This window comes from Bradyrhizobium sp., from assembly GCF_035570375.1.
Lineage (GTDB): Bacteria > Pseudomonadota > Alphaproteobacteria > Rhizobiales > Xanthobacteraceae > Bradyrhizobium.
Map to the genome: position 1 here is coordinate 50902 of NZ_DATMLW010000153.1, position 19805 is coordinate 70706.

Sequence of the window (19805 nt, forward strand, 5' to 3'; positions counted from 1 at the left end):
GATCGGAGCCCGCGCCCGTACCAAAGCGCGGTGGCTTTATATCGAATCGCCATCGCGCTTTGGTTTTATTGTTCGCGCATGATCTCCGCGCAAACGCGTTCCGCGTTTGCCGCGAAGGAAAACCGCTGCACGCTTTGCGCTAACGCGGCCCTTCGGGTCCGGATCATGGGCTAATTTTTGGTGCGAACAAATCCGGCAAGCTTGTCTTTTTGGGTTTCGCACCAGGTGGTCATGCCAAGGCGCTTCTGGTCGAGGTCCGTCGACTGTGTCGCGATCGCGACTTCCGACATCAGGTCGTCCGCCTGACGCTCGCCCATTCTTCCACCCGTATGCATGTAAGCGATGGCCTTTCGCACCTGTTCGGTGGTTCCGTCCGGCAGTTGCATCTCCTGCGCCTTCTGAACCAGATCCTGGTACACGACGTCCATGCCGGGGCATTGCACTTTTGCAGCGAAAGCCTGCAACACCATAGTCACGTATTCCGCGCGCGAGGCCGCATCTGCCGGCGCCGAAAGAGCCAACAGCCCTGCGATCAACAAACCATAACGCATCAACGCCTCCATGTTTCGCCAAAAGCTAGCTCTGACGAAAGCACGGCGCAACCTCGAGCAGGGCGCGGACGAAATGATAGTTGCCTGGCCGCTGACGGGCTTAATGCACGACGTCAAGCTTGACGTTCGTAACCCCCTTATCGACGATGCCGAGCGATTCCGCTGCGGAATAGGAGACGTCGACAACCCGGCCACGGACATAAGGGCCGCGGTCATTGACCCGGACGGTGACCGACTTGCCCGTCGCGACATTCGTGACACGCAACCGCGTGCCGAACGGCAAAGTGCGATGCGCAGCGGTCAATTCATTCGGATCGAATTTTTCGCCGCTCGCCGTCTGCGTGCCCTCCGTGTAGAAGCTCGCGATGCCCCCCGACGCCGTTGGCGTCCCGTCTGTGTTCTTGTGGCGCCGAAAGGGGGTATGCCTTGCCGTAGCGACACGCGTCCCGGACGAAGAAGTCCGATAGTGCGGCAACGACGCATGACGGCTAGCGCCAGGAGGCGCTTCGAAATTCCGGGTCGCGACCGAGGATTGGGCGCAGGCCGCGAGCAACCCCGCTCCGAGCATCACAGTCGATAGCCGAACGCCCTTCCCGACAGCCCTCGTCGAGACTTGCGAAACGGAAAAACCAATATACCTCGTTCGAAAATCGATCCGTAAAATTTGGGCATCTTGGACAGAAGACATAATAATCCCCGGTCTGGGCCCCCAGCGCGACCAGAGCGAAGCCCAATCGAGGCGGAACCGTGACGCATGGCCGGATGACAACGCGCCGGCGGCGCGATTTCCGGCGGGTGTGCCAGTTGCGCCACACGGGGGGAAGTCTAGAGCTGGCCGAGATCAGGTGGCTCGAACCAGTTGGTCAGTGAAAGGCCGCCGTCGACCACGATCGCGGCGCCAGTGACGTAAGCCGAAATCCTATTCGACAATATCGCGAGCGCTATCGGCGCGAGGTCCTCGGCCTGGCCGAGATGCCCAAGCGGGATATGACGCGCCAGCGCCGGATCGGCGACGAAACCACCGGCGGCGATGGCGCCGGGCACCAGCGCATTGACCCGGATTCCGAAACGGCCGAGCGTTTTTGCCAATTCCTTGACCAGCATCGCCATGGCCGCTTTCGCGGCCGAATAGTGCGGCAGGTTGCGCGGCGTTTCGGCGTGCAGCGACGTCAGGAACAGGAACGAGCCGGGCTGTTTTGTCGCGATTAGTTTTCGCGCAAGTTCGCGCGCGAGGTGAAACCCGGCCTCGACATTGACCGCCCGCATCCGTTCCCAGGTCTCTTGACCGACGGCCAATGCATGGTCCGCCTCGCGGCGCGGCGGCGAGGCGCTGTGGACGAAATGCGTGACCTGCCCGACGGCGGAGATTGCATCCGCAAGGAGCGCCTCGCATGCCTTGGGATCGGCCAGATCACCGACCCACGGCACCGCTAATTCCGGCCGTGGCGAGGACTCGACTGCGGCCTTGACCGTCTGCGGATTGATATCGGCGAAGATGGTACGCACGCCTTCGCCGACCAGGGCTTGCGCGATGGCCCGTCCAATGCCGTTCCCCGCACCCGTTACCAGCGCTGCCTCGCGCGCGGGATCGAATCTCTGATCGAACAGGCTCATAAGGGAGCAAATCCTTTGCACAACTCAGGGAGTTGGCAGCATAACATGAGATTATCGTTGACCTTCAACAGCGATAACCATCCTTGGCCGGCACAACTGGAGCGGGACGGACCGAATCTTGGTAACCTCCGTATTTCTCCTTAAGCGATTCAACCGAATGTCGCGCCCGAATTGGCGTTGCTATCCGTACGCTTTGCTTTTTTTGCCGGAGGCGGAACGTGGCCCGGCTTTATTTGCACTGCTCCAATCCCGAAAACGCGCCGGTCAGGCGCCGCAGCACCGCTGTAGGTGATCCGGCCGAAGTCTGCGAGCAAGCAACCTTAGCTGTACAGGCCCTGATCGCGGCACCCATCATGGAAGACTGGCGAGGCTGGGTCTTGCATGTCAGCGACGAGAACGGCGAAGAGATCTTCAACCTTCCCTTCGACTCATTGCTCGGTAAATCGCACTGAGAGCCGCGTCGATCAAGCAAACCATGCCGTTCTGCTGGCGTCTCAATGCAGGACTAGCAGGCGCGAACGACGATCGATCGAGCTCAGGTTGTCCCGGAAACGCCATTGGGCAATGGCAGGAGAGGCATTTCGCCCATATCTCCCAAGGAAACTGCGTTGCTTGATTCCTGTCATTTGATTGGGCACGCTATCGCTTTCTTATACCGGTTCCAGGCTGAGACGCATGTCGACCAAGGATCCCATCAACTGGATGCTGTCCAACGCCATCGAGACGCTCGCCCGCGCCGAACGATTGCACCAGCAATTTCTCAATTTGCGGCCAACCAGCGAGCCAAGCTGGGAACCGCCGATCGACGTGCTCGAGACCGACCGCGAAGTGCTAATTCTCATCGCGTTGCCGGGCGTCGATCCCGATGAGGTCATCGCCGTGATCGACAAGGGAATGCTTGTCGTCAGCGGACACCGGGTATTGCCGTCCGAATTGCGCAACGCGCGAATTCTGCGTCTCGAGCTGCCTCAGGGTCGGTTCGAGCGGCGCATACCCCTGCCGTTGGGCCGTTACATCATTAGCCGCTTTGCCGCCAACGGCTGCGTCGGTTTGCGCCTCACCAAATCCGGTTGAGGAGGCGCAGCATGGTCGACCAAGCGAGCGAATTTGCCCAGGGCACCACCGCCTCCCCCGGTCACGCGGCCGCCATCCCGCAAGACGCCCTCATCATCGTTCCGGTGCGCAATACGGTGCTGCTTCCGGGCGTCGTCATTCCCATCACCATAGGACGGCCGAAATCGATTGCGGCCGCGCAACAGGCCGTGCGCGAGCAGCGGCCGATCGGAATCCTGCTGCAGCGCGATCCCGAGCTGAATGAGCCGGGACCCGACGATCTCTATCGCGTCGGAACCATGGCAAACATCGTGCGCTACATCACCGCGCCTGATGACAGCCACCACCTGGTCTGCCAGGGCGTGCAGCGCATTCGCATCCTCGATTATCTGCCGGGCACGCCGTTTCCGGTGGCACGCGTGCTTCACATACCCGAGCCGACGACGAACTCGCCGGAAATCGAGGCGCGCTTCCTGAATTTGCAACGCCAGGCGATTGAAGCGGCCGAATTGCTCCCGCAAGCTCCGCAGGAATTGATCTCCGTGCTTCAGGCCACGACTTCGCCCACGACACTGGCGGACCTCGCAACGTCCTACATGGACATCAAACCGCAGGAGAAGCAGGAGATCCTGGAGACCGTCGACCTTGCGCTGCGCATGGAAAAGGTTTCGCGCCATCTTGCCGAGCGTATCGAGGTCCTTCGCCTCAGCCGTGAAATCGGCCAGCAGACCAAGGCGAGCTTCGACGAGCGTCAACGCGAGGCGATTCTCCGCGAGCAGATGGCAACCATTCAGCGTCAGCTTGGCGAGGGTGACGGAAAGGCGCAGGAGGTTACCGAGCTGAATGAGGCCATCGCAAAGGCCAAGATGCCGCCGGAGGCAGAAACTCAGGCGCGCAAGGAGGTTCGCCGCTACGAGCGCATGCCGGAAGGCGCCGCCGAAGCCGGCATGGTCCGCAGCTATCTCGACTGGCTGATCGAGCTTCCCTGGAGCCTGCCGGAAGAAAAGCCGATCGATATCGCCGAAGCGCGGCGCATCCTTGACGAGGACCATTACGGTCTGGAGAAGATCAAGAGCCGGATCATCGAATATCTCGCCGTCCGCAAGCTGGCACCGGAAGGCAAGGCTCCCATCCTCTGTTTCGTCGGGCCGCCCGGCGTCGGCAAGACGTCGCTCGGGCAATCGATCGCGCGCGCGATGGGACGGCCCTTCGTGCGTGTCAGTCTTGGCGGCGTTCACGACGAGGCGGAAATACGCGGCCACCGCCGTACCTATATCGGCGCACTACCGGGCAACATCATTCAGGCGATCAAAAAGGCCGGGGCACGCAACTGCATCATGATGCTCGACGAGATCGACAAGACGGGGCGCGGTATTCAAGGCGACCCTTCGGCCGCAATGCTTGAGGTTCTGGATCCCGAGCAGAACTCGACGTTCCGCGACAATTATCTCGGCGTGCCCTTCGATCTGTCGCGGGTCGTATTTTTGGCCACCGCCAACATGCTCGACACAGTCCCGGGTCCGCTACTGGACCGAATGGAGATCATCAGCCTCGCCGGATATACCGAGGACGAAAAGCTCGAGATCGCACGGCGCTATCTGGTCCGCCGTCAACTCGAGGCAAACGGGCTGAAAGCAGACCAGGCCGAAATCGATTCTGACGCACTGCGGCTGATCATCAGGGGCTATACCCGCGAGGCAGGCGTCCGCAATCTGGAACGGGAAATCGGCAAGGCCTTTCGCCACGTGGCTGTCCAGGTCGCCGAAGGCAGCAAGAGCCGGATTGTTCTAACCGCAAAAGACCTGACCGCGATCCTCGGTCCGCCTCGCTTCGAAAGCGAGATCGCCATGCGCACCTGCGTTCCGGGCGTTGCGACCGGGCTCGCCTGGACGCCGGTCGGTGGCGACATTCTCTTCATCGAAGCGACACGCACGCCAGGAAGAGGAACGCTGATCCTGACCGGCCAGCTCGGCGAGGTGATGCGCGAAAGCGCTCAGGCCGCGCTGACGCTGGTGAAGAGCCGCGCCTCTCAGCTCGGCGTCGACCCCTCACTCTTCGAAAAGAGTGACATCCACGTCCACGTGCCTGCAGGCGCGACGCCCAAGGACGGACCAAGTGCGGGGGTCGCGATGTTTATCGCGCTAACCTCGCTGCTGACCGAACGCACAGTCAGAAGTGATACCGCCATGACCGGCGAAATCTCGCTGCGGGGCCTGGTGCTTCCGGTGGGCGGCATCAAGGAAAAAGTGGTCGCCGCCGCTGCCGCCGGCATCACCCGTGTCATGTTGCCGGCGCGGAACAAGCGCGACTTCGACGATATTCCGTCGGGCGCTCGCGAGAGACTCGAGTTCATCTGGCTGGAGCGCGTCGACGAGGCGATCGCGCAAGCCCTGGTGGGCAGTCGCTCGCCGCGCGATATTGCTGCGCAATAGAAGCTGCAGCTCCGCGGCATCCTGGATTGACGGCCATGGCGGTCATGAGCGCTGGCATCGTGATGTACCACAACAGCGGCGATCGCTTGGATGTCCTTCTCGTTCATCCCGGCGGATTTTTCTGGCGCAATCGAGATCTCGGTGCCTGGTCCATCCCCAAGGGAGAATTCGACGCGAGCGAGGATGCGCAGATCGCGGCGAGACGCGAGTTCAAGGAAGAACTTGGTGTTCAAGCGATCGGGGCACTTGTCCCGCTTGGCGACATACGTCAGCGGTCCGGAAAGGTCGTTCACGCCTTCGCATTGGAGGGCGATCTCGATGTGAACACGGTGCGCAGCAATATGGTCGCGGTCGAATGGCCTCGGCGCAGTGGTCGCATGGTGCAAATTCCCGAGATCGACCGTGCCGCCTGGTTCGATCTGCCTCTCGCCCGGAAGAAGATATTGGCGAGCCAAATTCCGCTGCTGGACCGCCTTGAACTTCTCGTCCAAAGCGCCCGCGGGGTGCTTTTTAATGATTGAGAATCCGGTCGGGCGGAAAATCCATTGGCCAAGAATCGCCAAAATCTTTTCCTTGAAAGCAGACATTTCGAACGAAGAGCCTCATATGCGGATCACACGATTGATCTTCGTTGGTTCGATCGGCGTCCTGGCTGCACTGATGGCGCCAGCGCTGGCGAAGAATGCGTCCTTGAATTCCCATGCCAGCGCCAACGCCCAAAAGCCGGACGAGCAGCCGACGGCACAGGGTTGCCACGCCTACCAGCAGGCAGCGGATGGATCATGGGTCCAGCTTTCCTGCCAGGAGGCAGGCCCGACCGCGCAGGCGCCAGCGCGCGGCAGGTCTGCGACAAGAATCCCGGACCCAGAGACACGCTGAAGCAGGCGACCGCCGCCCGCTTGAGTGGGTCGTTCGGACTGCCCATATCATCGCAAGGCATCGGGCCTTTCAAAATCCATTGCGCCAACTCCGCCGCTCCTGAACCGGCCGCTCGCAGTTGACGACCAACGGGCGATTCATCCTGCACTTCGGCTTTGCCACCGTGCAGCGCGGGACAATCCACGCTTTCTGGAAAAAACCTGTCGCGACGCCCGCGATTATGTGGCCTATTGCATGAAGCGAATGATGCTTTGTGCGATGGCGGATCGTCGCCAACCGCTCCGCGTTCGGCACAAAAACTGCAAGCCGCCTCAAGGCCGGCCGAGTTGCGAGGAGACTACATGATTTCTTCGAATTCCGTACACGTCGTCAGTCATCCTCTGGTGCAGCACAAGCTCACGCTGATGCGCGAGAGCGACCGTTCTACCAAAGGCTTTCGGGAGCTCCTGAACGAGATCGGGATGCTGCTTTGCTACGAAGTCACCCGCGACCTGCCCCTCGAGATGGTCGATATCGAGACGCCCTTGCAGCCGATGAAGGCACCGATGATCGCCGGCAAGAAGCTGACCTTTGCGCCGATCCTGCGAGCGGGTGTCGGATTTCTCGACGGCATGCTCGCCCTTGTCCCATCGGCCCGCGTCGCGCATGTCGGCCTCTACCGTGATCCTCAGACCCTGCAGGCGGTCGAGTATTACTTCAAGGCGCCGCACGACCTTTCCGACCGGCCGGTCATTCTGATGGATCCGATGCTGGCAACCGGCAATTCTGCCTGCGCGGCGGCTTCGCTTCTAAAATCCCGCGGCGCGCGCGACATGCGCTTTGTCTGCCTGCTCGCCGCGCCCGAAGGCATCAACCACTTCCAGGCCGAGCATCCGGATGTTCCGGTCTGGACGGCCGCAGTGGACGAGAGACTCAACGATCACGGCTATATTCTGCCGGGGCTTGGAGATGCCGGCGACAGGATGTACGGCACGAAATAGTCGCCGCGCGGAGACGGCTCCTCGGTCGGCGCATGCTTTAGTGCCGCTTGAAATACTGCACCGCGCGCTCATGCTTTTCAGCAGCCGCGCGCGACTTGAAGGTACCGAGATTGCGGCGCCTTCCCGTCTTGGGATTTACCTTGCGGGAATAGAGCCGGTACTCACCTGACCGCAGTTTTCGGATCATGGAGTTTGATCTTCCTGAAATGGATTTGTTCTATTAACCCGTGAGCCATGAACCTGTTCCGATCATCATCGCCTGGCCTCCGGCGCAAACCGTTGATCGGCGAAAGGCCAAACCTCCGGCGCGAGCGATCCGCAAACCTAGACTCGATTGCCGGCGGCCACCTTGCGTTCGATCAAGGACGCATCATCCGATATCCGCTCTCAGGAAAAAGGCTCCAGTCCAGAGTCGCGCAGGGCCGGCGCCACTTCTTTCGAGGCGAGAAATTTCAGGAGCCTGTCGGACTGTTCGGGCCTGGTCGAAGCCGAAAGACGTCCGGCGGAAAAAACCGCGGGATCTTGCAGGTGAAGCGGAATCGGCCCGACGATATCGGTGCCGGCAACCTGCTTGAGTTCGCTGATCTGCTGAACCGCCAGATCCGCCTCACCCGAGAGCAGCCGTTCTGCGGTAAAGCCCTGGGGAACGATGTTGGCGCGGGCGTTGACTTCCGAAGCGATTCCCATGCCTGCAATCAGTTGCGCAAAGAAGATGCCGCTGGCACCCAGACGCGAATAGGCGACCGATCGCGCGCCGAGAAGCGTAGCGCGCAGCGCCTCTTCCGTCGCGATATCGGGACGCGCGACGCCGGCCCTTACCGCAAGGCCGACAAGGGAGCGCGCGAGGTCGATGCAGCTTTCCGCAACCACGCTCCCTGTCGCGGCAAGACCCGCAAGCCCCTCCTGGGTAAGAATGAGCACATCTGCGGTCTCCCCCTTTTGCAGGCGGTCAAGCAGCCCCAAGGTCGGCGCGAAATCGGCGTCGATGCGCGTTCCGGTCAGCGTCTCGTATTTTCCCGCAAGGTTGCGGACCGCCCCCATCAAAGCGAGAGTCGAAAGCAGGCGTATGGTATCTGCCATCCTTTAGCCCTTCGCCTTTGCTTCCAGTGTCCCGGTTCCGACGTTCGTATGTCTTTGCCCACGCACTTTTACGAACGTCGGAACCACAGGGACACTAGCGACTCTATGATTCTAGTGTGGCGTTGGATTTGACGTTCCTATAACGCACTCGCGGCGAGACTCATAGGAACGTCAAATCCGCCACACTAGCACGGCAGCGATGGACCCAAACGCACGATCCGCCAAAGCTTGTGCCTTGGCGGATCTTATAGCGGTGAAAAACCCTGGCTGAAGTATCGATCGACTACGCGGCGGCCGCCTTGGCGGAGGTCGGAACGGATGCGATCGTCTTCAGGATCTGCGAAGCGATCTGGTAGGGGTCGCCTTGCGAGTTCGGACGGCGGTCTTCCAAATAGCCCTTGTAGGAGTTGTTGATGAAGGAGTGCGGCACGCGGATCGAGGCGCCACGATCGGCTACACCCCAGGTGAATGTGTCGATCGAGGCGGTCTCGTGCTTGCCGGTCAAGCGCATGTGGTTGTCGGGACCGTAAACAGCGATGTGGTCCTGGCGTGCGCCCATGAAGGCTTCCATGAGTTTTTCGAAATATTCCTTGCCGCCCCCTTCGCGCATGTACTTGGTGGAGAAGTTGCAGTGCATGCCCGAACCGTTCCAGTCGGTGTCGCCGAGCGGCTTGCAGTGGAATTCGATATCGACGCCGTACTTCTCCGTCAGGCGCAGCATGAGGTAACGGGCCATCCACATCTGGTCAGCGGCGGTCTTGGAGCCTTTGCCGAAGATCTGGAATTCCCACTGGCCCTTGGCGACTTCCGCGTTGATGCCCTCGTGGTTGATGCCGGCGGCAAGGCAAAGGTCGAGATGCTCTTCGACCATCTTGCGCGCGACATCGCCGACATTTCTGTAGCCGACGCCGGTGTAATACGGCCCCTGCGGCGCCGGATAACCGCTGGACGGAAAACCGAGCGGACGACCGTCCTTGTAGAAGAAATACTCCTGCTCGAAACCGAACCACGCGCCTTCGTCGTCGAGAATCGTGGCGCGCTTGTTGGAAGGATGCGGCGTCTTGCCGTCAGGCATCATGACTTCGCACATGACGAGCACGCCGTTGGTGCGCGCGGCGTCGGGATACACGGCAACCGGCTTGAGCAGGCAATCCGAACTGTGGCCCTCGGCCTGCATCGTCGAACTGCCATCGAAGCCCCAGAGCGGAAGCTGTTCGAGCTTCGGAAAGGCCTCAAATTCCTTGATCTGTGTCTTGCCGCGCAAATTCGGTGTCGGCGTGTATCCATCGAGCCAGATGTACTCGAGTCTGTACTTGGTCATTGCGTCTCTCATGAGTTGATGATGCGAAGGCGTGCGGACCGAAAATGTCGGTTCACACGCTGCTCGGCCCCCATCGGCCAGGCGCTACTAAGCAATAAAAGTGCCAAATCGCTGCGGTGCAAAAGGCTCCGGTCCGGCGGGGTTTGCCCTCGATCGCGACCGTTCGGTTTGGCACTGAGGGTGCGGCAAAGTCCCGCGGTCAGCAGGGCCCGGCCACGTCGCAAGGAGACACTTGGGCCCTGCTGACGCCTCTTTCCGTGGCAGCAGTCGGACGTAATCGCGACGCCGATCAAGCGCGCGGCATCGGCCTGCAATTTTCCGCAAGAAAGTGTGCACGATCCGCAACGTTGGCGATGGCCAGTGCGCTCACCGAAAGGCCGCTGCTTTACTGGAGGCAAAATCAAAAATGCCTACATTTTATTCATCGGCTGATTTTTTCTTGATCATGTTGCACGGCTGGCGTGCAAGGCCGATATCTCCAGTAACCACTCACGAACGAGTCGGGCGCACGATGAGTTTTACGCCGCGATCGATGGAGATAGCGATGACGACGAATTCGAATCAAAGGTCAGCCACGATCTACCAATTCCCCGCCGGGGGCCGCGCGGCTCTCGGCAAGGCTCGGGCAACGGAAGTGAAAGCCGTCGCCGATCCAGCCTGGTCAAACCTCAGCGAGGCCGTTTACAGCGGCGCCTGGTATCACGAGGCTGCGATTGAGGAATCAAGACAAGCGCGCGAGCACTGAATGCCGTTCGATGCGAGATGCGCCGCTTCTCCGAGTCCGGGGATCAAAGAATAGAAAAGCGTCGAGCAAGAATGCTTCGACCCTTTTTCATTTCAGCGCGTTCTCAGATCAGTTCGCACGCCGTCACCGGACGTTTGACGTGCCTGATGGTGGTGCGCGCCTTGCCGATCACAAGCGTCACGCCGCTGCCCGTATAACGCGCGCCGGACACGCCCAGGCGCTTCTTCAGCGTGATGGCCCTTCCGTCGACCTGCAAAAAAGCGCGGGAATCATACTGGTAGAATCCCACGATGAAGCTCGTGCCGTCGGCACAGCGATAGCTTTCGAAAGTCTGCGCGGATGTCGGCAATGGACCGGTGAAAACGCCGGCAACAAGAATGGCCACAACGGAAATGGCGGCTTGATGCCCGGTCATGTTCGCCCCTCGGAGACTCTCCGCGGTTGGATCGGAAGGTCACCGATTGTGCAATACGCCCGTCAGCGACGCGTGTACAGTTTTCAGAAGATGGACGATTGGCCGGGCAGACCGGGGAATTCGCAAATCAACGAGGCGACACTTACGCGGCCGCGTCCATTTCCATTTCTGCGTCGAGATCGGCGATGACGTCCTCGAAAGCAGAGATCGCCCTGCTGAACGGCGGCGATCTGCATCAATTCCCAGCTGCTGACAGGACCCTTGCGGTTTTGTAGCGCGACGACCAAATCCCGCCGCTGCTCCTTGAGCTGAACAAGCGGCAAACCGTGGTCAGGCAGATGTCTCATCATGGCAGTTCCAGCCCCGAATTGAACGATAGGGCGATATAGCCCGATCATTCTGAATTTCGCTTACAAAACTCGAGCAAATTTTAATCGATCTTTTGGCGGCCTGGGCCAAAACGGGGGCGCTACGCGCCTGCCGGGGGTGCCTTTGTGATCGCTCCGCAGAGCGCCTTGGCAACCTCAAGCGTACTCCAGTCGCTCTGATGAAGCTTGTCGGGATCACTGGGGTCGAAAAACCGGTCCAAACTGACATTATTGTGAACGTGCCAGTGTCGCATCAGCGCCCACCGCCGAAACAGGTTGACCTTTGCCTCGTCGGCGGCTGCCGATATCAGCGACACCATGCGTTCGGAAGCGTCGGCCTTGTCGTCGAAAAGCATCGCCGGGGTGTATTGCGGATCGATCAAAAGCACGTCCATCCGTTTTTCACTTAACCGGCGCAGCCCTTGCGTGATGCTCGCGGCCACCTCGTCAAGCCTGTAGTTGTGAAACACCGCGTTCGTGCCGACCTGCCAGATCACCAAAGCGGGCTTTTCGGCGAAAATATCGCTATCGAAGCGACGCAGCTCTTCGATCGCCTCCTCGCCGCCCCTGCCCCTGTTGAGAACATCGATCTTCAAATTGGGAAATCGCTCGTCGCCAAACCCGGCTCGCAGATACATCTCCAGTCGGTGCGGGTAAGGCACCACGTCGGCTCGCCCTGCTGTCGAAGACGATCCCATCGCGACGATCCTGACCGGTGCCTCGCCAACCAATGCCCTCATCAGGTGGGGCAGCGGATATTTCAGGCTGACGAGCTCGCTGGGGAAATTCACCTCGGGCGCAGTGTCGGGCATGGCGACCGTCCTTTGCTAAAACCGTGTGACGCTGGAACCTTTATTTGGCCGCAAAAATCGGCAGCATTGCAAATGATTTTCGTCTCGCGGTACTGTGTCAATCGCGCTGGCCCGGAGCTCCATCATGGACGGAAAAGTCATTGTCGTGACCGGGGCCTCGGGGGCACTCGGCAGTGTCGTCGTCAAAGCGGCACTGGCGAAGGGCGCGCGCGTGGCGAGCCTCGGGCAAACGGCGCCAGCTGCTGCAGTGGCCAATCGGATCGAACTCGGCCACGTCGATTTGACCGACCCGATCCAGGCCAAGAAGGCAATGGATGCCGCGCACGCGCATTTCGGCAAACTCGACGCACTGATCAATGTAGCGGGCGCCTTTGCATTCGAAACCGTCGCCGAGGGTGATCCAAAAACCTGGCAACGCATGTTTGCCCTCAACCTCACCACTGCGCTGAACGCCTCGCGGTCGGCGATCCCCTATCTTGCCGCCTCTCCTTCGGGGCGGATCGTCAATATCGGTGCAACGGGCGCGCTCCAGGCTGGCGCCGGAATGGGGGCTTACGCTGCCTCGAAAGCCGGCGTGCATCGCCTCACCGAAGCTCTCGCCGCCGAATGGAAGGGCAAGATCACCGTCAATGCGGTGCTGCCGTCGATCATCGATACCGCCACCAACCGCGCCAGCATGCCGGATGCAGATTTCGCCAAATGGGTGACGCCGGAAGAACTGGCCGGCGTCATTCTGTTTCTCGCAAGCGACGCGGCAAGCGGAATCACCGGCGCATTGATTCCAGTGCCCGGTCGAGTCTAGTGTCCCGGTTCCGAAGTTCGCTAACTTTGCCGCGCGCACCTTACGAACGTCGGAACCAAAGGAACACTGGCACTCCATAATTCTAGCGTGGCTCTGGATTCGACGTTCCGATAACGCACTCGCGGCGCGACCGATAGGAACGTCAAATCCGTCGTCACACCTAATCGGGGATCAGCAGCCGCAGCCGGGATTTGAAGCGGATGCTTTGTTTTCCGGCAAGCGCGATGCCATCGGTTTCGGCGGTGTCGTCGGTATAGGTTCCGGTGAAGCCAATGGTCACGACCTTGCCTTCCCATACCGGCCGCTCCCCGAAGCTCCTGGTATGTTCCTGGTTCGTCACCTCGCCCTTCCACTTGCCGTTGGCAGCCGTGTAGGTGCCATACGCATAGAAGAACGAGTCGCCGCCGCGCAGCGTGCCATCGCGAACGACCATCACTCCCTGGTTGCCGCCCTTGATGCCGTCAAGCATCTCCACGGTGATGTGGTAGAGGCCGTTTCTGATCATGGCTCGCTTTGTCCCCACGTCCGCTCCAGGGGTACAAAATAACCGCTGCCGTCCCGTCCGATCAAATCACGGTCGCAGGCGCGACCTCCGTTATTTCAATCATTCGTCAGACATATCTGGGGCCATGGGATGCGGATGTTAGAATTGTCACTACCGGTGAGTCGCAGGACCATCCCGTCGGAGCCCCATTTGGAAACAGCGCTTTACCTGCCCGTCAAACGTTTCCTTGAGAAGCTTGGCTTCACGGTCAAGGGCGAGATCGGCGGCTGCGACCTCGTCGCCCTGAGCGGCGACGATCCGCCGATCGTGGTCGTCGGTGAATTGAAGCTTTCGTTCAATCTCGAACTGCTCTTGCAGGCGGTGGATCGCGCGGCCGCCTGCGATGAGGTCTGGCTTGCCGCGAGACTATCGGAGCGCGGCAAAGGACGCGAGAGCGACGCGCGCTATCGCAACCTCTGCCGCCGGCTCGGCTTTGGCATGCTCGCAGTCACCAGATCGGGTGACGTCGAGGTGATCGTCTCGCCATCAAGCATCGCCCGCCGCGATCCGAAGAAGCGCTCGCGCCTTGTTGCTGAACATCGACGGCGCCGGGGCGACCCGGCGCTCGGTGGCAGCACGCGCGCGCCGATCATGACGGCGTACCGCCAGCAGGCGTTGGCATGTGCATGGGCCCTCTCGGATGGACCGCGGCGGGTGCGCGATCTCAAGCCGGACATTCCCGACGCGCCGAAGATTCTGCTGCACAACGTGTACGGCTGGTTCGATCGCGCAGAGCGCGGCATTTATCTGCTGACCGATGCCGGACGCGCCGCGTTGAAGCGTTGGCCGCAACAGCCGATTGAATTGCGAGGGGCTGCCGAATCAATTCCCTGAAGCGCAAGCAGCGGCGGGAGGCGATTCAAAAACTTCGGAAATCGGATGACGCATGGCTGGATTGCCATTTCAATTTCATATTGCAATGCAACATAAGCACCTCTAGAGATGATTGGCTTCGAAAAGGAGGCCGAGATGAGCCAGGACTGGAACACAAAATATGGACCGCGGCGTGTCCGGCACGATCCTCCCACGCTGGAAGAGGCGATTTTCGCGGCGACTGGCCTGACCGACGATCAGGATGAGCAGGCCGAAATCGCGGCCGCCCTGATGGGACTGCCGATCGAATCCGTCACTGCCGAAGTGAAAAAGGCCGGCCGTACCATGGCCCGCTCCACGACCCGTGTGATTGCCGGCGAACAGGGCGCGCAACGTTCGGTCGTGGTCGAGCGCCGCGTCGTGCGGCGATTTGGCAACGACAAACGCACCGGCACCTAGTGTTCCGGTTCCGAGTTCTATGACTTCGCTGCACGCACTTTTGCGAACGTCGGAACCGAAACGGCACTAGCAACTCCGTGATTCCAGTGTGGGTCTGGCGCACTCGCAGCGCGTTAGAAGCAGCCCGCCGGAAAGCAGGCGAGCCGGGATCAGGCGGCTCGCCCCCAACCGTACACTCCGAACACAAACTTCCAGTAGGCGCGATTGAAATGGATCATCGCGCGCGTCGCGTCGAGCGGTGTCGGCATTCGAAGCTTCGCGGGTTCAGCCTGCGGCTGCTGGCTGAGATCGATGCTGCCGGTGGATTCGCCATGGCGGAAGGTCAGGCGGGCTCCGAATTTTTGCGCAAGCGCCCGCATCGCCTCGTTCTGCGCCCCGGTTGTGATCCGCAACGAGCGATAACCCTTCGCGCGGGCCTCCGCGATCAACGTGCGAAACAAGATGCTGCCCACGCCCTTCCGGCGCAGACCTGATTCGACACTGAAGGCGATCTCGGGCTGCGAATCCCCGGATTGATCCGGCGGATGCAGTTCGGCGGCGCCCCGAACAAGGCCATCTTCGAGATAGGCGATGACGATCGTGCCGTCATTGGCGCATTTCTCGGCGTAGCGCTCGATGAAGCTGTCATCCATAAAGCCGTGGAAGCGGTCATGGCGGCTTTCCCGATCAAGCCGCAACAGATGATCGCGCAACAGGGTCAGCTCATCCTGCCGACTTAGCGTTCGAACGGCGCCTCTGGCGACGGCTGAACTGAGAACGTCATGGTAGCTCATGTCGAAAACTCCTCTTGGAAGCCCTCGAGGAGGCGTCGAATCCCTAGACGGTCCATATTGTGCATTGCAACATAGAATTCAAGGCCGTTTTTGGCCTCAAAAAGCGTTAAATCCTCGTGATTTGCCGGATTTTGGAGCGTTATGGCGTCTTCTGAGGACCATCTGCGTTTGGGTCACCAGGGCAAGCAGCTTGCCCTCTTCGGTCTCCAGCCGGGTCTGCCAGACCTGCGTGCGCCGGCCTCGATGCACCGGGGTGGCGGTCGCGATCACGGTGGTCCCCTCCTTCGCCCCGCCGATGAAATTGGTCTTGCTTTCGATCGTCGTCGTGCCTCTGGCATCCTCGGGCAGATTGATCACGGTCGCCGCGGCGCCGACCGAATCCGCCAGCGCCATCAAGGCCCCGCCATGAATGGTGTGGTTGAGCGTACAGAGGTCGGGACGAACGAGCATCCGCGCCACCACGCGGTCTTTTTCGGCCTCGGTGAAGGTGACACCTTTCAACTCGGCGAATGGCATTTTCATCGAATTGACTTTCTCGAGCGGCGTCATCTCCTGATGCTCCCGTTCCTTTGCCACGCGCTGACCTGATCAAACTCCGTCGAAGCAGTTTACGGCGTTCCGGCCCGCCGTCACAACTTCTCCACACCACACCATTGCGCGATGAAGAGCGCCATGGTCTTGGTCGATTTCCGCAAGGAATCGAGATCGACATATTCGTTGAAGCCGTGCATCGCGGCCCCGCTCGCACCGAAGCAGAGGCTTGGGATGCCGTAGTTCAGGCCATAGAATCGCGTGTCGGTGAGCGCGGTGAAAACGAGGTCTTCGACAGTGCCTCCATAGACCGCATCATAGGCTTTCGCGAACGCGGCTTCCGCTTCTGCGGAATCCTTCAGTTCGTAGCCCTCCGACAGAAAGCCCGACCATTCCACCTCGGGCGGATTGTTGGCAAGGAAACGATGCTCGCGCGATGCGGCGGTGACGCATCGAACTATCTCGGCCTGGCACTCGGCAACCGACCAGCCGGGCAGGATCGCGATCCGGCAATCGACATCGCACCAGGCAGGCACACTGGAAGCCCAATCGCCGCCCTTGATGATGCCGGGATTGAAGTTGATCGGATGCGTCACGGCTTTGAAGTGATGATCGCTTTTCGCGCGCTCATTCCAGTCGTCCTCGAGCCTCTGCAATGACTGGATGAGATGATAGGCCGCCGTGATCGCGTTCGAGCCACTGCCCGCCTCGAACACGTGCACGGGATGACCGCGCACTTTCAGGCGAAACCAGATCACGCCGACCTGTGAGCGCACCATCCGTCCTGAAGTCGGCTCGGGAATGAAACAGGCGTCCGCGCGATAGCCGCGCTGTAACGTGGAGAGCGCGCCGAGGCCGGTGCTTTCCTCTTCGATCACCGACTGAAAGTGGATGCGACCTGTCGGCCTCAATCCGGCGGCCGTGATGGCATCCAGCGCATAGAGCGCCGCGATGGTGCCCGATTTCATGTCGCAGGCGCCGCGGCCATACATCCTGCCGTCGCGCACCACCGGCGAAAACGGCGGTGTCTCCCACATGTCCAGCGGCCCGGCCGGCACGACGTCGCAATGGCCCTGCAGGATCAGCGATTTGCCAGAAGTGTTGTTCGGCCGATAGGTGCCGACCACGGTGCGGGCTTTCGAACAATCATGCTCGATCGGTGCGAAGCCGCGCAAATCCCTGAGGTCGTCGATATTGATAGGCCAGTCGTCGACTTCGTAAGCGCGTTCTCGCAAGAGATCGCCGATCATGTCCTGGCACGGCCCTTCCGCGCCACGGATCGAGGGAATTGCGACAAAACCGGCGGTGGTGGCAAGCTGCGCGTCGAAATTTTCGTCGACCGCCTCGAGGATTCCACGTCTCACATCTCTGGCATTCATGGCGTCACGCTCTCTTTCTCGTCACCAAGAATGAAACATAACGGCGCGCGCCTCAATATCATCCCTCGACCGCTTTCAGAATCGCCAACCCGTCAATAGACTTTGCCGCGAGGTTTCAAGCGACCAGGGAGCTCCGGATGACCGGCGACCGCCAGACTGGCTTCACGGCAAACGCTTGTGAGCTGCCGCGATTGGCGCGCGGCAAAGAGGAGATGCGATCGGTGGGCCGTCGATGAGACGGCCGCCGATGACGCCGGCCCTTCTGGCCCTGGGATTCCTGCTGCTCGTATCACCCGCCCTCGCTCAACAGGTAGCGCGCGAGCAGGACATTGGTGAGCTGCGGCTCGGGCAGCGCGTCAAGGTGGATGACGGCACCTGTCCGGCCGGCCAGATCAAGGAAATCTCCGGCACCAGAATGACCGCAGGCGGAATCGTCCGGTCGCAAAAATGCATCCCGCGTCTGGGGCCCAAACAAAAATAGGTGACGCAGGAGCAGCGAGTTATTTCGCCGGATCGAACATGCACTGCATGGTCGGTTCCGCAACCTGGGTGAAAGTAGCCCCGATCAGGGATCGCTTGGATGCCGGCACCCAGTCGTTTTCGATGGTGGGTACACCCGTCTCGCTGATCCCGCGCAACAACGCCGAGCGAAGGTCGGCATCTTCGACGACGGCGACCGCGTAGTCATGAAGGCAACCACAAACCGATTCCGGATGCTCCCAGCGGCCGAGCATGTGAGGCGCACATTGGCGCACGAACTCTCCGCGCGGATCCGGCAGTCTTATTTGAGACAGGATCTCCGCCTGCGCTGAAGCGCAAAGGGCAATCGACGCAAGGATCACCGCTGCATGGATTCGCAAGAACATCTACAAAGCCCGCCGGCAAAGCTCAGCCCCTCTGCCCTGATACCTTTGTGCCGTTTCCGGAGTTCTACGTCAAAATCGAAAAATGGTTTCGTCGCACAAAAAAATTGTTTCGTCGCCGCCTGCAAACGAAATAGAATCAAAACTCAAACGATTTCAATCACCTATATCACCAACTGAACCAATTTGATGGTTCATGGCCGATGCGAGACCGCATTCGAACGCAAAAGCTGTGCAAATCGATGAACCAAAGCTCGCCTGCGCCGACTCTCATGATGGCGTGCAATAGCGCCTCGCCATTCAATCTCAACCGGGGGGACCGGTCGTGGGCAATGGCCGCTTCGATACGGGAAGGCAAGGCGCGAATCGCCATCCGGCAGGATCGACGATTCGAAGCTCGACCCGGTCAGACCGCCTTCCCGAAATGAATGTCGAGGGCAGAAACGCGGCCAAGTCAAGCGCCGGAGAAATTTGCGGGGCGATGTCGGAGCAGCATGGCCAAGGTGGCCGCAGCGATGTGTCGGCGCCGCAAAAATTCGTTCACCTGGTGGGATGCCACGACGCTAACGCGCGCGCTCGACCCGGAGCGCGTCCGCGACCTGTTCACCGCAAGCCGTAGCCGCGCGGCGCCGACGATCTACTGGATGAATTCGCCGCATTTCTGGACGACCGCATCGGCGGAGCCCCAGGGCATGATCGGCACCGACGACGTCGAGTTCTTCGGCGAGCCCTCGATCAGCTTGTCCGAATAGACCATATACACCAGTACGTTCCGTTTGGCGTCGCAGCCCCGCACGATCTGCATCTTCTTGAAGAAAAGCGAGCGGCGCCGCCGAAACATGTCGTCGCCCTGCCCCATTTTTTCCTTGAAACGGATCGGACCGATTTGACGGCATGCGAGCGAAATGTCCGATACTTCCTCGGCGACGCCCAGCCAACCCTTGATGCCGCCGCGTTCCGGCACGGTGAAGTGACAGGCCACTCCCTCGACTTCCGGATCGTCGATGCCGTAGGTGCCAAGCTTGTCGTTGGGGCTGAGCCACTTGAATACCGTCGAGCGACGGAAGATCAGGTCGGGTTCGTCGGCACCAAAGACAGGTGAGCCGGAACAAACGATTAGCGCAAGCGCCAGCAAGGCCCAACAAACCCGGTGGGCGTCATAATGGCTTACGGCTTGCCGTGTCATCAATATCTCCGTGATCAGGTTCGAAGGGTGTAGATGATGGCCAGCCCCACGGGAAGCCCGGAGTACCGTCCGGCGTTTAACCGAATGTGAGGCTTTTTTGATACGCTCGGGGCCAAAATCGCCAGTATTGAAGTGCTTTCTGTTGAACGCGTAACTCGTCTGCAACAACTAAGTATCGAGTGATCTGGAATCAGAGTAATGCGCG

General features: G+C 60.4%; 26 protein-coding genes. 11 read left to right on the forward strand and 15 right to left on the reverse strand.

Annotation, left to right across the window (positions count from 1 at the left end; translation table 11 throughout):
- Window positions 1-170: 170 nt before the first annotated feature.
- From VNX23_RS16160 to VNX23_RS16170, 3 genes are all read right to left on the reverse strand, one after another.
- Window positions 171-551: a hypothetical protein gene (locus VNX23_RS16160; protein ID WP_325631715.1), complete on the reverse strand. Its 381-nt coding sequence runs from the start codon at window positions 549-551 to the stop codon at window positions 171-173.
- Window positions 552-651: 100 nt separating this feature from the next.
- Entirely contained in the window at window positions 652-1119 is a 468-nt protein-coding gene (locus VNX23_RS16165; protein ID WP_325631604.1) for a septal ring lytic transglycosylase RlpA family protein, read from the reverse strand.
- A gap of 257 nt (window positions 1120-1376) precedes the next feature.
- Window positions 1377-2165, reverse strand: a complete 789-nt coding sequence (locus VNX23_RS16170; RefSeq protein ID WP_325631606.1) for an SDR family oxidoreductase — start codon at window positions 2163-2165, stop codon at window positions 1377-1379.
- Window positions 2166-2383: 218 nt separating this feature from the next.
- Between VNX23_RS16170 and VNX23_RS16175 the strand changes: the two genes are divergently transcribed.
- From VNX23_RS16175 to upp, 6 genes are all read left to right on the forward strand, one after another.
- Entirely contained in the window at window positions 2384-2617 is a 234-nt protein-coding gene (locus tag VNX23_RS16175) for a DUF6894 family protein (RefSeq protein ID WP_325631608.1), read from the forward strand.
- A 223-nt stretch (window positions 2618-2840) separates the two neighbouring features.
- Window positions 2841-3239 (forward strand): Hsp20/alpha crystallin family protein, encoded by a 399-nt coding sequence (locus VNX23_RS16180; RefSeq protein ID WP_325631610.1) that lies wholly within the window; start codon window positions 2841-2843, stop codon window positions 3237-3239.
- 11 nt (window positions 3240-3250) lie between these two features.
- Complete coding sequence (gene lon, locus VNX23_RS16185) at window positions 3251-5650, forward strand: endopeptidase La (protein WP_325631612.1); 2400 nt, start codon at window positions 3251-3253, stop codon at window positions 5648-5650.
- 35 nt (window positions 5651-5685) lie between these two features.
- The gene (locus tag VNX23_RS16190; protein ID WP_325631614.1) at window positions 5686-6171 is read left to right on the forward strand and encodes an NUDIX domain-containing protein; all 486 of its coding nucleotides are present in this window, start codon (window positions 5686-5688) and stop codon (window positions 6169-6171) included.
- Between the two features lie 85 nt (window positions 6172-6256).
- Window positions 6257-6529 (forward strand): hypothetical protein, encoded by a 273-nt coding sequence (locus VNX23_RS16195; protein ID WP_325631616.1) that lies wholly within the window; start codon window positions 6257-6259, stop codon window positions 6527-6529.
- A 341-nt stretch (window positions 6530-6870) separates the two neighbouring features.
- Window positions 6871-7509, forward strand: coding sequence for a uracil phosphoribosyltransferase (upp, locus tag VNX23_RS16200; RefSeq protein ID WP_414643014.1), 639 nt, complete (start codon window positions 6871-6873; stop codon window positions 7507-7509).
- Window positions 7510-7546: 37 nt separating this feature from the next.
- Here the strand turns inward: upp and VNX23_RS16205 are convergent, their stop codons facing one another.
- The 3 genes from VNX23_RS16205 to VNX23_RS16215 form a co-directional block, all read right to left on the reverse strand.
- Complete coding sequence (locus VNX23_RS16205) at window positions 7547-7696, reverse strand: hypothetical protein (RefSeq protein WP_212222990.1); 150 nt, start codon at window positions 7694-7696, stop codon at window positions 7547-7549.
- 200 nt (window positions 7697-7896) lie between these two features.
- On the reverse strand, window positions 7897-8589 hold the full coding sequence (locus tag VNX23_RS16210) for a substrate-binding domain-containing protein (protein WP_325631620.1): 693 nt from the start codon (window positions 8587-8589) through the stop codon (window positions 7897-7899).
- A 283-nt stretch (window positions 8590-8872) separates the two neighbouring features.
- The gene (locus VNX23_RS16215; RefSeq protein ID WP_325631622.1) at window positions 8873-9910 is read right to left on the reverse strand and encodes a glutamine synthetase beta-grasp domain-containing protein; all 1038 of its coding nucleotides are present in this window, start codon (window positions 9908-9910) and stop codon (window positions 8873-8875) included.
- Window positions 9911-10454: 544 nt separating this feature from the next.
- Between VNX23_RS16215 and VNX23_RS16220 the strand changes: the two genes are divergently transcribed.
- The gene (locus VNX23_RS16220) at window positions 10455-10655 is read left to right on the forward strand and encodes a DUF2735 domain-containing protein (protein WP_325631624.1); all 201 of its coding nucleotides are present in this window, start codon (window positions 10455-10457) and stop codon (window positions 10653-10655) included.
- Between the two features lie 103 nt (window positions 10656-10758).
- On the opposite strand, the gene VNX23_RS16225 is transcribed toward VNX23_RS16220, so the two are convergent.
- From VNX23_RS16225 to VNX23_RS16235, 3 genes are all read right to left on the reverse strand, one after another.
- Window positions 10759-11070 (reverse strand): MliC family protein, encoded by a 312-nt coding sequence (locus VNX23_RS16225; RefSeq protein WP_325631626.1) that lies wholly within the window; start codon window positions 11068-11070, stop codon window positions 10759-10761.
- Between the two features lie 83 nt (window positions 11071-11153).
- Window positions 11154-11468, reverse strand: a complete 315-nt coding sequence (locus VNX23_RS16230) for a hypothetical protein (RefSeq protein ID WP_325631627.1) — start codon at window positions 11466-11468, stop codon at window positions 11154-11156.
- A gap of 71 nt (window positions 11469-11539) precedes the next feature.
- Entirely contained in the window at window positions 11540-12250 is a 711-nt protein-coding gene (locus VNX23_RS16235; protein WP_325631628.1) for an SGNH/GDSL hydrolase family protein, read from the reverse strand.
- A gap of 124 nt (window positions 12251-12374) precedes the next feature.
- Here VNX23_RS16235 and fabG point away from each other — a divergent pair, with 124 nt between their 5' ends.
- The gene (gene fabG / locus VNX23_RS16240) at window positions 12375-13052 is read left to right on the forward strand and encodes a 3-oxoacyl-ACP reductase FabG (protein WP_325631630.1); all 678 of its coding nucleotides are present in this window, start codon (window positions 12375-12377) and stop codon (window positions 13050-13052) included.
- A gap of 160 nt (window positions 13053-13212) precedes the next feature.
- Here the strand turns inward: fabG and VNX23_RS16245 are convergent, their stop codons facing one another.
- Window positions 13213-13557 carry a hypothetical protein gene (locus VNX23_RS16245; protein WP_325631632.1) on the reverse strand — a complete coding sequence of 115 codons (345 nt, stop codon included), beginning with the start codon at window positions 13555-13557 and terminating at the stop codon, window positions 13213-13215.
- A gap of 189 nt (window positions 13558-13746) precedes the next feature.
- Here VNX23_RS16245 and VNX23_RS16250 point away from each other — a divergent pair, with 189 nt between their 5' ends.
- A complete protein-coding gene (locus VNX23_RS16250; RefSeq protein WP_325631633.1) occupies window positions 13747-14430 on the forward strand; it encodes a DUF2161 domain-containing phosphodiesterase in 684 nt (227 codons plus the stop codon).
- A 135-nt stretch (window positions 14431-14565) separates the two neighbouring features.
- On the forward strand, window positions 14566-14868 hold the full coding sequence (locus VNX23_RS16255; RefSeq protein WP_325631718.1) for a hypothetical protein: 303 nt from the start codon (window positions 14566-14568) through the stop codon (window positions 14866-14868).
- 149 nt (window positions 14869-15017) lie between these two features.
- Here the strand turns inward: VNX23_RS16255 and VNX23_RS16260 are convergent, their stop codons facing one another.
- The 3 genes from VNX23_RS16260 to VNX23_RS16270 all read right to left on the reverse strand — a co-directional run bounded on the left by VNX23_RS16260 (window position 15018) and on the right by VNX23_RS16270 (window position 17551).
- Window positions 15018-15641: a GNAT family N-acetyltransferase gene (locus VNX23_RS16260; RefSeq protein WP_325631635.1), complete on the reverse strand. Its 624-nt coding sequence runs from the start codon at window positions 15639-15641 to the stop codon at window positions 15018-15020.
- A gap of 96 nt (window positions 15642-15737) precedes the next feature.
- Window positions 15738-16190, reverse strand: coding sequence for a PaaI family thioesterase (locus tag VNX23_RS16265; RefSeq protein WP_325631719.1), 453 nt, complete (start codon window positions 16188-16190; stop codon window positions 15738-15740).
- An 80-nt stretch (window positions 16191-16270) separates the two neighbouring features.
- The gene (locus VNX23_RS16270) at window positions 16271-17551 is read right to left on the reverse strand and encodes an ArgE/DapE family deacylase (RefSeq protein WP_325631636.1); all 1281 of its coding nucleotides are present in this window, start codon (window positions 17549-17551) and stop codon (window positions 16271-16273) included.
- Between the two features lie 247 nt (window positions 17552-17798).
- Here VNX23_RS16270 and VNX23_RS16275 point away from each other — a divergent pair, with 247 nt between their 5' ends.
- Window positions 17799-18032, forward strand: coding sequence for a DUF6719 family protein (locus VNX23_RS16275; protein WP_325631637.1), 234 nt, complete (start codon window positions 17799-17801; stop codon window positions 18030-18032).
- Window positions 18033-18051: 19 nt separating this feature from the next.
- Here VNX23_RS16275 and VNX23_RS16280 read toward each other — a convergent pair whose 3' ends face one another.
- Complete coding sequence (locus VNX23_RS16280; protein ID WP_325631639.1) at window positions 18052-18417, reverse strand: hypothetical protein; 366 nt, start codon at window positions 18415-18417, stop codon at window positions 18052-18054.
- Window positions 18418-19051: 634 nt separating this feature from the next.
- The gene (locus tag VNX23_RS16285; protein WP_325631641.1) at window positions 19052-19600 is read right to left on the reverse strand and encodes a CreA family protein; all 549 of its coding nucleotides are present in this window, start codon (window positions 19598-19600) and stop codon (window positions 19052-19054) included.
- Window positions 19601-19805: the final 205 nt, after the last annotated feature.

What these genes read in the sequence shown, in the direction of transcription:
- VNX23_RS16160 (WP_325631715.1), bottom strand. Translation starts at nt 551, where the DNA reads ATGCGTTATGGTTTGTTGATCGCAGGGCTGTTGGCTCTTTCGGCGCCG.
- VNX23_RS16165 (WP_325631604.1), bottom strand. Translation starts at nt 1,119, where the DNA reads ATGCTCGGAGCGGGGTTGCTCGCGGCCTGCGCCCAATCCTCGGTCGCG.
- VNX23_RS16170 (WP_325631606.1), bottom strand. Translation starts at nt 2,165, where the DNA reads ATGAGCCTGTTCGATCAGAGATTCGATCCCGCGCGCGAGGCAGCGCTG.
- VNX23_RS16180 (WP_325631610.1), top strand. Translation starts at nt 2,841, where the DNA reads ATGTCGACCAAGGATCCCATCAACTGGATGCTGTCCAACGCCATCGAG.
- lon (WP_325631612.1), top strand. Translation starts at nt 3,251, where the DNA reads ATGGTCGACCAAGCGAGCGAATTTGCCCAGGGCACCACCGCCTCCCCC.
- VNX23_RS16190 (WP_325631614.1), top strand. Translation starts at nt 5,686, where the DNA reads ATGGCGGTCATGAGCGCTGGCATCGTGATGTACCACAACAGCGGCGAT.
- VNX23_RS16195 (WP_325631616.1), top strand. Translation starts at nt 6,257, where the DNA reads ATGCGGATCACACGATTGATCTTCGTTGGTTCGATCGGCGTCCTGGCT.
- upp (WP_414643014.1), top strand. Translation starts at nt 6,871, where the DNA reads ATGATTTCTTCGAATTCCGTACACGTCGTCAGTCATCCTCTGGTGCAG.
- VNX23_RS16205 (WP_212222990.1), bottom strand. Translation starts at nt 7,696, where the DNA reads ATGATCCGAAAACTGCGGTCAGGTGAGTACCGGCTCTATTCCCGCAAG.
- VNX23_RS16210 (WP_325631620.1), bottom strand. Translation starts at nt 8,589, where the DNA reads ATGGCAGATACCATACGCCTGCTTTCGACTCTCGCTTTGATGGGGGCG.
- VNX23_RS16215 (WP_325631622.1), bottom strand. Translation starts at nt 9,910, where the DNA reads ATGACCAAGTACAGACTCGAGTACATCTGGCTCGATGGATACACGCCG.
- VNX23_RS16220 (WP_325631624.1), top strand. Translation starts at nt 10,455, where the DNA reads ATGACGACGAATTCGAATCAAAGGTCAGCCACGATCTACCAATTCCCC.
- VNX23_RS16225 (WP_325631626.1), bottom strand. Translation starts at nt 11,070, where the DNA reads ATGACCGGGCATCAAGCCGCCATTTCCGTTGTGGCCATTCTTGTTGCC.
- VNX23_RS16230 (WP_325631627.1), bottom strand. Translation starts at nt 11,468, where the DNA reads ATGATCGGGCTATATCGCCCTATCGTTCAATTCGGGGCTGGAACTGCC.
- VNX23_RS16235 (WP_325631628.1), bottom strand. Translation starts at nt 12,250, where the DNA reads ATGCCCGACACTGCGCCCGAGGTGAATTTCCCCAGCGAGCTCGTCAGC.
- fabG (WP_325631630.1), top strand. Translation starts at nt 12,375, where the DNA reads ATGGACGGAAAAGTCATTGTCGTGACCGGGGCCTCGGGGGCACTCGGC.
- VNX23_RS16245 (WP_325631632.1), bottom strand. Translation starts at nt 13,557, where the DNA reads ATGATCAGAAACGGCCTCTACCACATCACCGTGGAGATGCTTGACGGC.
- VNX23_RS16255 (WP_325631718.1), top strand. Translation starts at nt 14,566, where the DNA reads ATGAGCCAGGACTGGAACACAAAATATGGACCGCGGCGTGTCCGGCAC.
- VNX23_RS16260 (WP_325631635.1), bottom strand. Translation starts at nt 15,641, where the DNA reads ATGAGCTACCATGACGTTCTCAGTTCAGCCGTCGCCAGAGGCGCCGTT.
- VNX23_RS16265 (WP_325631719.1), bottom strand. Translation starts at nt 16,190, where the DNA reads ATGACGCCGCTCGAGAAAGTCAATTCGATGAAAATGCCATTCGCCGAG.
- VNX23_RS16270 (WP_325631636.1), bottom strand. Translation starts at nt 17,551, where the DNA reads ATGAATGCCAGAGATGTGAGACGTGGAATCCTCGAGGCGGTCGACGAA.
- VNX23_RS16275 (WP_325631637.1), top strand. Translation starts at nt 17,799, where the DNA reads ATGACGCCGGCCCTTCTGGCCCTGGGATTCCTGCTGCTCGTATCACCC.
- VNX23_RS16280 (WP_325631639.1), bottom strand. Translation starts at nt 18,417, where the DNA reads ATGTTCTTGCGAATCCATGCAGCGGTGATCCTTGCGTCGATTGCCCTT.
- VNX23_RS16285 (WP_325631641.1), bottom strand. Translation starts at nt 19,600, where the DNA reads ATGACACGGCAAGCCGTAAGCCATTATGACGCCCACCGGGTTTGTTGG.